The sequence below is a fragment of the Pseudoalteromonas shioyasakiensis genome (genome assembly GCF_022398475.1).
Classification (GTDB): domain Bacteria; phylum Pseudomonadota; class Gammaproteobacteria; order Enterobacterales; family Alteromonadaceae; genus Pseudoalteromonas.
Window position 1 is genome coordinate 1 of record NZ_JAKEVM010000134.1, and the last position, 12012, is coordinate 12012.

The 12012-nt window shown below is 42.5% G+C and carries 10 protein-coding genes; 6 read left to right on the forward strand and 4 right to left on the reverse strand.

Features of this window, described 5'->3' with window-relative positions; translation table 11 throughout:
- Nucleotides 1-51 precede the first annotated feature (51 nt).
- From pspF to L1D51_RS17680, 6 genes are read left to right on the forward strand one after another with little or no spacing between them, the layout of a single operon-like run.
- Entirely contained in the window at nt 52-1125 is a 1074-nt protein-coding gene (gene pspF, locus L1D51_RS17655) for a phage shock protein operon transcriptional activator (protein ID WP_054562065.1), read from the forward strand.
- A 15-nt stretch (nt 1126-1140) separates the two neighbouring features.
- Entirely contained in the window at nt 1141-2748 is a 1608-nt protein-coding gene (locus tag L1D51_RS17660; RefSeq protein WP_054562066.1) for an ABC transporter substrate-binding protein, read from the forward strand.
- The gene (locus tag L1D51_RS17665; protein ID WP_239964392.1) at nt 2748-3782 is read left to right on the forward strand and encodes an ABC transporter permease; all 1035 of its coding nucleotides are present in this window, start codon (nt 2748-2750) and stop codon (nt 3780-3782) included. The genes L1D51_RS17660 and L1D51_RS17665 overlap by 1 nt, the downstream gene beginning before the upstream one ends.
- Entirely contained in the window at nt 3769-4662 is an 894-nt protein-coding gene (locus tag L1D51_RS17670) for an ABC transporter permease subunit (RefSeq protein ID WP_054562068.1), read from the forward strand. The genes L1D51_RS17665 and L1D51_RS17670 overlap by 14 nt, the downstream gene beginning before the upstream one ends.
- Nucleotides 4663-4664: 2 nt before the next feature.
- On the forward strand, nt 4665-5657 hold the full coding sequence (locus L1D51_RS17675) for a peptide ABC transporter ATP-binding protein (RefSeq protein ID WP_054562069.1): 993 nt from the start codon (nt 4665-4667) through the stop codon (nt 5655-5657).
- The gene (locus L1D51_RS17680) at nt 5657-6418 is read left to right on the forward strand and encodes an ATP-binding cassette domain-containing protein (protein ID WP_055022259.1); all 762 of its coding nucleotides are present in this window, start codon (nt 5657-5659) and stop codon (nt 6416-6418) included. Before L1D51_RS17675 ends, L1D51_RS17680 begins: the two co-directional genes overlap by 1 nt.
- 136 nt (nt 6419-6554) lie before the next feature.
- Here the strand turns inward: L1D51_RS17680 and L1D51_RS17685 are convergent, their stop codons facing one another.
- From L1D51_RS17685 to lon, 4 genes are all read right to left on the reverse strand, one after another.
- On the reverse strand, nt 6555-6953 hold the full coding sequence (locus L1D51_RS17685) for a GNAT family N-acetyltransferase (protein WP_054562071.1): 399 nt from the start codon (nt 6951-6953) through the stop codon (nt 6555-6557).
- Nucleotides 6954-7041: 88 nt separating this feature from the next.
- Complete coding sequence (ppiD, locus tag L1D51_RS17690) at nt 7042-8943, reverse strand: peptidylprolyl isomerase (RefSeq protein ID WP_239964393.1); 1902 nt, start codon at nt 8941-8943, stop codon at nt 7042-7044.
- 158 nt (nt 8944-9101) lie between these two features.
- The gene (locus L1D51_RS17695; RefSeq protein WP_175580427.1) at nt 9102-9392 is read right to left on the reverse strand and encodes an HU family DNA-binding protein; all 291 of its coding nucleotides are present in this window, start codon (nt 9390-9392) and stop codon (nt 9102-9104) included.
- A gap of 197 nt (nt 9393-9589) precedes the next feature.
- A complete protein-coding gene (lon, locus tag L1D51_RS17700; RefSeq protein ID WP_239964394.1) occupies nt 9590-11950 on the reverse strand; it encodes an endopeptidase La in 2361 nt (786 codons plus the stop codon).
- Nucleotides 11951-12012 lie beyond the last annotated feature (62 nt).

Sequence of the window (12012 nt, forward strand, 5' to 3'; positions counted from 1 at the left end):
AGATAATGAAATACACTAGATCTTAGTAAAAATGACTAAGAGTTAGGGAATATGAGCCAATTTCGCCAGCAGGATAATTTACTCGGCCAATCTGACAGTTTTTTAAGTGTACTTGATCAAGTTTCGCAACTAGCCAGTTTAGAAAAGCCAGTCCTTATTATTGGTGAGCGCGGTACGGGTAAAGAACTTATTGCAGCCCGTTTGCACTTCTTATCTAAGCGTTGGGACCAAAACTATATAAAGCTCAACTGTGCAGCGCTTAACGAAAACCTGCTCGAAAGTGAATTATTTGGTCATGAAAGTGGTGCATTTACCGGTGCCAGTAAACGCCACGAAGGCCGCTTTGAACGTGCTAATGGCGGTACGCTATTCCTTGATGAATTAGCCAATACCTCGGCGATGGTACAAGAAAAACTACTACGCGTTATTGAATACGGCGAGTTTGAACGTGTTGGTGGTAAGCAAACCGTTAAAGTCGATACCCGATTAGTCTGTGCGACCAATGAAGACTTACCAACCCTTGCTGAGCAAGGCGAATTTAGAAGCGACTTACTCGACCGCCTCGCCTTTGATGTTATTACCCTGCCCCCGCTGCGTGAACGCCAAGAAGATATCATGTTATTGGCAGAACAATTTGCAATTAACATGGCTCGCGATCTTGAGTGGGAGCTATTTAGTGGCTTTACGCGTAGCGCCATCGAAACGCTACAATCTTATGAGTGGCCGGGTAATATTCGTGAATTAAAGAATGTGGTTGAACGTAGTTTATATCGTCATGGTAACGAACATATTCCCGTTCACCAGATTATTTTAGACCCATTTGCGAGTAAATTTAGACCTAAACAGCGCGTTAAAGCTGCAGTTAGCAGTGCCCCTGTTGCAAACGTCGAAGCTGCGCCTATCGCCACGACACAAAATCAAGACGTTGTGACACTCAATAAGCCCGACATTCAATTTCCTTGTAATTTAAAGCAGCTGTCTAACGACTTTGAAATTGATGTCATTAAAAAAGCGCTTGAACATAGCCAATTTAACCAAAAGAAAACTGCAGAACACTTAGAATTAACGTATCATCAATTACGTGGCTATTTGAAAAAATACAATTTATTAGATCAGCAGCAATAGTTAGAGGCTAATCAGGTGTTTAAACCGTTACTTGCTTTGTCTTTGGTGTGCTTAGTAGGCTGCCTAGATAACGAAGAAAAAACCACAGAACAAAAAAACCAGGGCTTAGTCTATTGCGCTGAAGCAAACCCTGTGTCGTTTAATCCGCAAGTGACAACGACAGGTTCGACTATCGATATTATCGCCAATCAGCTTTATGATCGCCTGTTAAGTATTGATCCGGTGTCTGCCGAGTTTAAAGCAGAGCTGGCAACTGATTGGAAAATTAGCCCAGACGGCAAAGCAATTACCTTTACCCTGCGTAAAGGGGTTAAATTTCATACCACAAAATACTTTACTCCAAGCCGTGATTTTAACGCTGATGATGTAATTTTTACCTTTAGCCGCTTATTCGACGTTTATAACCCTTATCACTTTGTTGGCGATGCCAGCTACCCTTATTTTCAAAGTGTGGGTATTGATCAGCTTATTCGTCGCATTGTGCGTGTTTCTGATTACCAAGTACGGTTTGAGCTTTATAATGCTGAAAGCAGCTTTTTAGCAAACCTTGCAACCGACTTTGCCGTGGTGTTATCCGAAGAATACGCCATGCAGCTTAAAGCGCGAAACCAAGAAAACTTATTTGACCAATACCCTGTGGGTACTGGCCCTTATGTATATAAAGAATATCGTCGCGACCGTTTAATTCGCTATTACCGTAACCCTGATTACTGGAAACACCCTGTAGTACTTGAGCAACTGGTGTATGACATTACGCCAAACGGCACCACACGCGTTGCGAAAATGCTCACCAAAGAGTGTGATGTTACTGCGCACCCAAGCAGCGCACAGTTGAGTATTTTATCGCAACGCGAAGATATTAAAGTTCAAAAAGAGCAAAACTTAAATATTGGTTATTGGGCCTTTAACACTGAGCGCCCGCCTTTTGATGATGTACGTGTACGCCAAGCACTCGCAAGCGCCATTGATGTCGATAAAATCATGCAAGCGGTATATTACGGTAACGGCATTAAAGCGCAGTCATTACTGCCTCCTGCTTCTTGGGCATTTGAAGCGCAAAAAGCCATGCCTGAATTTAACCCTGCACTTGCCAAAACATTACTCGCAGAAGCTGGCTACAAAAATGGCTTTGATATGAATATTTGGGCTATGCCAGTAAGCCGTATTTATAACCCCAATGCCCGTAAAATGGCTGAGCTGATGCAAAGTGATTTACGCAAAATTGGTGTGAACGTTAATATCGTCGAGTACGAATGGAATACCTTTTTACAACGAATTGGTGAACATAGACACGATAGCGTGTTACTTGGTTGGGCAGCAGATACGCCAGACCCTGATAACTTTATGAGCCCATTATTAAGCTGTACTGCGACTTTCAGTGGTAAAAACCCAGCAAATTGGTGTCACCCTGAGTTTGATTTATTACTTACACAAGCCTTAGACACAACAGATCTTGAAAAGCGTAAACAATACTACAATCAGGCTCAGAGGATCATAGTGCAAGAGCTGCCTATTTTACCGATAGCCCATGGTATGCGTTTTCAAGCCGCAAGTAGTGATGTTAAAGGCATCAGCTTAAGCCCGTTTGGTGGTATTTCACTAGCTAACGCGAGGAAAGAATAATGATCCTTGATTATATTCTACGCCGCTTAGCACTGTTAATGTTTATGATGCTGACACTGAGTATCTTTACCTTTTCATTGAGCTTTTTGTTCCCGGGTGATGCGCTAACTAACTTAAGCGGTATTACCAATAGCACCTTCTCACAAACCAGTGCTTTAGAAGAAAAATTCCATTTTACTGAAAACTACGTAGTGCAATACTTTGCCTTTTTAGAGCGCATTTTACACGGCGATTGGGGTGTCTCTTTTGCATCTGGCGAAAGCGTATTTCAGCATATTCAAGATTTATTTCCTGCAACGCTAGAGCTTAGCCTTTACGCATTGTTTGTCTCGGTTGCTGTGGGCGTACCGGGTGGTATTTTAGCTTCTGCTTACTACAAACGATGGCCGGACAAATTTATAAACTCAGGCACGCTTATTGGCTACTCGATGCCTGTTTTTTGGTTAGCGCTATTGTTGATCATGGTGTTTTCACTACAACTAGGTTGGTTTCCGATGTCGGGCCGTATGGGTCTACTTTACGAAATTGAACCAATTACCGGCTTTATTTTAATCGATATCATATTAGGTGACTTTCCGTATGATGGCATGGCATTTTTAGATGCAATACACCACCTAACCTTGCCTACTATTGTACTTGCCATGTATCCGACCACAGTATTGGTTCGCTTTACCCGCGACTCTATGCTGAAAGTACTCGATCAAAGTTACATTAAAACAGCACGCGCTAAAGGCTTAAACCGTGCACAGCTGATCCTTCACCACGCTCTGCGTAATGCGCTGCTACCGGTTATTAAACAAATAGGTTTACAGTTTAGTACCTTGATCACCCTTGCGATGATCACCGAAGTTATTTTCTCATGGCCGGGCATTGGTCGTTGGCTTATCGATAGTATTTATCAGCGCGACTACCCTGCGATTCAAGGTGGCTTACTCGCTGTTTCTATGTTCGTTATTTTAGCTACGATTATTGCTGAGCTCACTTATACCTTATTCGACCCATTATCGCGGAACCAAGCTCATGGCAAAGTTTAATTTATTCTCTGAAGAGTCGAATAAATCGCCGTTAGCGCGATTTTGGAAAAAATTTAAAACCAATCACCCTGCCCTTGTGGGTTTATGGTTGTTTATTGCTTTAGTGTTACTGGCGGTGTCTGCACCACTCCTTGCACCTTATGGCGTGAACCAACAACACAGCGATGCTCTGCTGTTACCGCCATCGTGGCATGATGCAGGTGACGTACGCTTTTTATTAGGCACCGACGATTTAGGCCGAGATGTGTTATCGCGCTTAATGAATGGTGCAACCTACACCTTTGGTTTGTCGGTTGTCGCCGCTTTGATCACCACAGTAATTGGGGTGTTAGTAGGTACTTTTGCTGGGATCAGCCGGGGAATTCGCTCAAGCTTTTTGAATCACTTGCTTGATATTACGTTATCTATTCCATCGCTGTTACTAGCCATCATTATTATTGCGATTCTTGGCCCGGGCTTAATGAATACAGTATGGGCGATTATTTTAGCTTTACTGCCTCAATTTATTCACTCGGTACGTAACTTAATTGTTGAAGAGCTTAACAAAGATTACATTACAGCGTTTAAACTGGATGGTGCGTCAAACTGGCATATTCTCGCCCGTGGTATCTTCCCGAATATTTACGAGCATATTGTGGTTATTTTTACCATGGCGCTTTCTACCGCTATTTTGGATATCTCGGCACTTGGCTTTTTAAAATTGGGCGCACAGCCCCCAACCACAGAATGGGGTGCTATTTTGGCTGAAAACCTTGGTTTAATTTACCTTGCCCCTTGGACTGTTGGCTTACCGGGCGTATTATTATTTTTAGCAGTACTGTCTACCAATTTAGTAGGTGACGGTTTACGCCAAGTGCTTAAAGAACGTAAGGCCGACTAATTATGCAATTACTCGATATTCGCAATCTCACGATAGAGTTACGCACCTCAGATACCGTTATTCGTGCGGTTGATAGAGTCAGCATGACCTTAAAAGAAGGTGAAGTGCATGCTTTAGTTGGCGAGTCTGGCTCAGGTAAAAGCTTAATTGCAAAAGCCATTGTTGGGGTTTTAAATAAACGCTGGCATATCACCGCTGATCGCATGCATTGGCGTGGTGTTGATTTAATGCGCTTATCTAACGAGCAACGCCGTAAACTAGTAGGTCAAGACATTGCTATGATCTACCAAGATCCGAGTCGCTGCCTAGATCCAACTGCCAAGATATTCGACCAAATTGCCGAGACCCTGCCTGCGCAAGCAACCAGTGGCTTTTTCTTAAAGCGAAATAAACAGCGTAAAGACAGAGTAAAAGCGTTAATCCACAAGGTCGGTATTAAAGATCATAAAAAGGTACTCGACAGCTACCCTCATGAGCTCTCTGAAGGGATTTGTCAAAAAGTAATGATTGCCATGGCCATTGCGCGTACCCCTAAACTGTTGATTGCCGATGAGCCAACTACCGCCCTTGAGAGCACCACGCGTGCGCAGGTGTTTAGACTGTTAAAAAGCTTGAACCAGCTAAAGAACATGTCGATTTTGATGATTTCTCACGAACTTGAAGAAATTGTTGAGTGGTCTCATGGTATGCATGTTCTTTACTGTGGGCAAATGGTTGAAGCTGGCCCAACTAATCGTATTTTTAGTCAGCCATATCACCCCTATACTCAAGCACTATTAAAAAGCTTACCAGACTACGAGCAAGGGCTTGCTCACAAAGAGCCGTTTTATGCTTTAAAAGGCACCATTCCGACCTTGCAGCATTTGCCAATAGGTTGCCGCTTGGGCCCACGTTGCCCACAAGCACAAAAAGAATGTGTGGTTACCCCGAAATTGACCAAGCACCATAGTCATAGTTATGCCTGCCACTTCCCATTAATTAAGGCGATGAAATAATGCAACCACTGCTCAAAGTTCAAGCGTTATCAAAGAGTTTTAACCTGCGTGCAGGCTTGTTTTCACGCAAACGATTCTCTGTTTTGAGAGATATTTCGTTTTGCTTAGGGCAAGGTGAAACTATTGCCATTATTGGCGAAACCGGCTCAGGCAAAAGTACCTTAGCTAAATTACTCTCAGGAGCCGATAACGCTGATAAAGGGCAGATTTTACTCGATGGTAATATCATCGAAAATGATGGCTTGCGTGATAACGACTGTCGCCACATTCGTATGATCTTCCAAGACTCTGAAGCGTCGTTGAACCCGGGTTTAACCATTGGCGACATGCTTAACGACTGTTTACAGTACAACACTGACTTAAATAAAGAAGAGCGTGAAGATAAAATAAAACAAACCCTCGCAAAAGTGGGTTTGCTTTTAGATCATCAGCACTATTACCCGCATATGTTTAGTAGTGGTCAATTGCAACGTATAGCGCTTGCACGGGCTTTAATTTTAGACCCTAAGGTTGTAGTGCTCGATGAGGCGTTATCGTCTCTAGACCCGTCTGTACGTGCACAAACGGTAAACTTATTACTACGCCTACAAAAAGATACTGGCCTTAGCTATGTGCTTATTACTCATCACCTAAGTTTAGTGCGTCATATTAGCGACCAACTTGTGGTACTTGATCACGGTGAGATTGTTGAATACGGCCAAACTGAAGCGATTTTCCAAAACCCGCAATCAAGCGTAACGCAGAAACTGTTGAACTGCTGATAGTGAGCTCTCAGCTGTCAGCCGTAAGCTATCAGTTTGATTCGGCGTTAAAACGCCTCCTACGCGAGCGGTTTGATCACTCAATTAACTCTACTCTTGCAGCTTTACTCTTTCCCCTTGTTACTTTTCACTCGTATCAAAACTTTTTATACATCCCTTGGCTTTGTGGTGCGACAAACTTGTAGCCAAGCTTTTCGTAAAAGCCAGGTTTGTCAGCGACCATAGTGACATAACTACCTTCAAAGGCGGCAGATTCAATGTAGCGGTCAACATGTTCCATAATGACACGCCCTAACCCTTGTCCTTGATATTCAGGTGATACTGCAATATCAACCACTTCAAAATTACAACCGCCATCACCAATAACGCGGCCCATGCCAATCAACTCATCGTTTTTACGAATACAAATAGCATAAAGAGAGTTTGGTAACCCCGCTTTCGCAGCCGCTAATGAACGTGCTGATAAGCCAGCTTTAAGGCGCATATCACAGTATTCTTCTGCGCTTGGTAGCTGCTCAATTAGACTGTACTCCATAAATGCTCCTTGTAACTTACATTACCTTTAACGGTAACAAAAAAGGCGCCAGTAGGCGCCTTTTATTTAACTCAGTTTGCTAATTATTTTATTCAGCAGCTTGAGTCGCTTGCGGTACTTGCACTTCAGCTTGTGCTTTTAGCGCTGCAATAAATACCATGTAGTTTTTATTCACTTGAGCCATAGTGATGTTTTGCTTTTGTTGCTCATTAATCTCAACTTCAGCCGCTGGATTAACTGCTTTTAGCGCAACAATTGCAGCATCGCCATTGTTTAGGTCAACAACTTCAACCTCTGGTGCACCTTGTGGGTGAGCCATTTTGAAAGCTTGTTGAACAATAGCTGGTGACACTGTGTAAGCTTGACGAGCAAGTGCAGCTTCTTGGCGTACTGTTAGGCCTTCAGCTTGTGCAACTTCGTTTAGGCTCTTACCAGCTTCGATCTCAGCGTATAGAGTGCGTGCTTTTTCTTTAGCAAGCTCCGATGCTTTTTGTGAAACTAACGTCGCCTTAATTTGCTCAGAAACATCTGCTAGTGCTTTCGTAGTCGCAGCTTTGTGATCGTTTACACGAACAACAACAGCATGCTCATCGCCTACTTCAATTACTTCTGAGTTCATGCGGTCTTCTAACACTTCAGGTGAGAAAATAGCAGTAACAACTTGTGGGTTGTTTAACGGCTCAGGTAATGCGTTGCGAGTAACAAGTTCTGTTTTCTGTACTTCAACGCCTGCTGCTTCTGCTGCATCAATTAAAGTATCTGAAATTTCGAACGCAAGCTCACCCATTTGAGTTTGCTTTTCATAGAACGCATTAATTTTCTTAGTACGCTCAAGTTCAGCGCGAAGCTCATCTTTTACGTCAGCATATGGTTTAACTTGCTGTGTTTGAATATCAGTAAGTTTGATGATGTGATAACCAAACTCTGATTCTACAACGTCAGAAATGTCGCCTTTGCTTTCTAGTGCATACGTTGCATCTTCAAACGCAGGGTCCATCATGTCACGTTCAATCCAGTCTAGGTCGCCGCCCATTTCTGCACTCACTACGTCATCAGAAGATGACTCAGCTAGCTCAGCAAAGTCAGCACCGTTTTGTAACTGCGCTAGTAGCTCTTCAGCTTTCGCTTTTGCTGCATCATCGTCTTCGCTGTTATCAATTAAGATGTGCGATACACGACGTTTTTCAGGCTCAACATATTGTGCACTGTTTTGATCATAGTAAGCTTTGATATCTTCTTCTGAAACACTTGAATCAAGCGTTAAGGTAGCTGCATTTAAGTCAATGTAGCTTACAGACACTTGCTCTGGTGCTAAGAATTGCGGTTGATTCAACTCATAGTAATCAGCAATTTCTTGCTCTGTTACTTCGATACCTGCTTGTAATGATTCTTTAGCAACAACTAAGTAATCAATACTGCGCGTTTGCTGTTGTAGAGCAACGCTGTTGTTTAATTCATTTTCTAAGATGAAATCTGTACCAGCAACAGCACCTACTAATTGGCTGCGTGTCATGTCTTCACGTAAATATTCACGGAAAGCATCTGGTTGGAAATTCATTTGACGAATAACTTGTAAGTAGCGGTCGTTGCTAAACTGGCCGCCTACTTGGAAGTAAGGCATTTCTAAAATTGCTTTACGAACACTTTCGTCACTTACACGAAGACCTAATTCTGCCGCTAGTTGAGTTTGCAATTCTTGTTGTACTAAACGGTCGATTACGCCTTGGCGAATTTGTGCCATGTAATTTGGATCAGCAGCGATTTGTGCGAAGTATTCACCAAATTGTTGTTCTAAACGGTTACGTTCGTTTTGGTATGCACGGCTGAATTCGGTTTGGCTAATTTTAACTCCATTTACTTCTGCAACGGGTTGCTCTGTGGTTTGTCCTAAATAACCACCGATCCCAGCTAAAGCAAAAGATAAAATCACCGCGCCTAAAATAATTTTGGCTGCAGGTCCCTGCGAACCTTCTCTGATTTTCTCAAGCATTTATCTATCTCTATTCTGATCAGGTACAAATTAACCCTGCTCATGTAAAAAAAGCGTATCTTACCAGATACGCTTTTTCACTTGAAGTAACTGGTGATAAGTTACCTAAATTCAATTTAAGTGTGATTAGGTATCTCTCACCAACTAATCTTTAATGATTAGTTTACTGCGTCTTTCAGCGCTTTACCTGCTTTGAAAGAAGGAATGTTTGCTGCAGCAATCTGGATAGTCTCACCAGTTTGCGGGTTACGACCTGAACGCGCTGCACGCTCACGTACAGAGAAAGTACCAAAGCCAACTAGCGCTACTGAATCGCCATCTTTAAGAGCGCCTGAAACAGCCTCGATGAATGAATCTAGTGCACGACCTGCAGCCGCTTTAGAAATGTCAGCGTCAGCTGCGATTTGATCGATTAATTGAGATTTATTCACAATATCATCCTCTTTCATTGTTATTATCAAGAGCGATTGTTTTTATAAAAAATAACATCACTGTTTTGAAAATTTATGAGCAAATTAAGTTTATGCTCAGTTTATTATATTTTTCTCAACCCTAGGCCACATAAGGCCTAGGCTTGAAAACTAGTGCTTAACTTATCATACCCTTTGTATTTGAAAAGCCCCTAAATGCACTTTTTTGCGGTTTTTTACTGGTTTTTTTCAGTTTCGACAGAAAAACTTTCAACTGGGTGCTTCAAAGCCAGTTTTAAAACGTCATCAATCCATGTAACTGGGTGAATTTCAAGGCCCTCTAATACGTTGTCTGGGATCTCTTTTAAGTCACGTTCGTTAATTTTTGGAATAATAACGGTTTTAATTCCACCACGATGCGCTGCCAGTAGCTTCTCTTTTAAGCCACCAATAGGTAATACTTCACCACGTAATGTGATTTCACCTGTCATTGCAACATCTGAGCGCACTGGGTTACCCGTTAAGCTCGATACCAAACCAGTTACCATGGCAATACCAGCACTTGGGCCATCTTTTGGTGTTGCACCTTCTGGCACGTGCACATGAATGTCACGTTTCTCATAGAAGTCGCTATTAATGCGAAGTTTTTCAGCACGATTACGAACGACCGTCATCGCTGCCTGAATTGACTCTTGCATTACATCACCAAGCGAACCTGTGTAAGTTAGCTTGCCTTTACCTGGTACAGCTGCAGATTCAATAGTTAGTAAATCACCACCTACTTCAGTCCACGCAAGACCCGTTACTTGGCCAATACGGTCACCGTCTTCAGCTTTACCATAATCAAAGCGTTGTACACCTAAGAACTCTTCAAGGTTGCTATCGTCGATAAGGACCTTTTTAGTGTCTTTATCAAGTAGGATGTTTTTAACTGCTTTACGGCATAGTTTTGACACTTCACGCTCTAAGTTACGAACGCCCGCTTCACGTGTGTAGTAGCGGATAATGCCAATAATTGCGCTGTCAGCAATTTCAACTTCATGCTCTTTTAAACCATTGCGCTTAACTTGTTTTGGAATCAAATGTTGTTTAGCAATGTTTAGTTTCTCGTCTTCGGTGTAACCCGATAAACGAATCACTTCCATACGGTCTAATAATGGACCTGGAATATTAAAGCTATTTGATGTTGCCACGAACATCACATCAGATAAGTCGTAATCAACTTCTAAGTAGTGATCGGCAAAATGGCTATTTTGTTCAGGATCAAGTACTTCAAGTAATGCTGATGCTGGGTCGCCACGCATATCTGATGACATCTTATCGATTTCATCTAATAAGAATAATGGGTTCTTTACACCAACTTTAGTCATATTCTGGATTAACTTACCAGGCATAGAACCAATGTAAGTACGGCGGTGACCACGGATTTCCGCTTCGTCACGAACGCCACCTAATGCCATACGCACATATTTACGACCTGTAGAACGTGCGATTGACTGACCAAGTGAAGTCTTACCTACACCAGGAGGACCGACTAAACATAAAATTGGACCTTTAAGCTTATTAGTGCGCTGCTGCACCGCTAGATACTCAATAATACGCTCTTTAACTTTATCTAAGCCGTAATGGTCACTATCTAAAATCTTTTGTGCGCCAGCTAAGTCTTTTTTCACCTTAGAGCGTTTTTTCCAAGGTACATTGATTAACGTATCAATGTACGAGCGCACGACGGTTGCTTCCGCCGACATCGGAGACATCATTTTTAATTTAGATAACTCAGCGTTTGCTTTCTCTTGCGCTTCTTTAGGCATACCAGACTCTTCGATGCGTTTTTTAATTGCTTCGAATTCATCGGGTACATCATCAAGTTCGCCAAGCTCTTTTTGAATCGCTTTCATTTGCTCGTTGAGGTAATACTCACGCTGCGACTTTTCCATCTGCTTTTTCACGCGGGTACGGATTTTTTTCTCAACTTGCAGTAAGTCAATCTCACCTTCCATCAGTGCCATTAAGTATTCAAGACGCTCAGTTACATCGGCAATCTCAAGTACTTTTTGCTTTTCAGGTACCTTAAGCGGCATGTGTGCTGCCATGGTATCAGCAAGGCGTGCAGCTTCATCGATGCCAGACACAGAAGTAAGTACCTCAGGTGGGATCTTCTTATTAAGCTTTACGTAGCCTTCAAATTGGCTAATTGCGCTGCGAATAAAGATATCTTGTTCTTGCTCGTCGATATGGCTTGATTCGATGAACTGTGCTTCTGCCACAAAGAAATCATCGTTATCTAAAAACGTTTCAACGCTCGCACGTTGTGTGCCTTCAACAAGCACTTTAACGGTGCCATCAGGTAACTTTAATAACTGAAGTACTGTGGCAATGGTGCCAACACGGTAAATATCATCTTGCTGCGGATCATCAACAGAGGCGTCTTTTTGCGCCACTAGGAAAATTTGTTTGTCCTTGTCCATCGCCGCTTCTAGGCATTTTATTGATTTTTCACGACCAACAAATAGCGGGATCACCATGTGTGGATAAACCACTACATCGCGCAGTGCCAACACGGGGATTTCGACTCGATCTGTTCTCTCAAGCGTCATTATATTCTCTTCGCACTTCATTTATTTTAAAGATTACTCAAGTATATGGGGATATGTAAGGG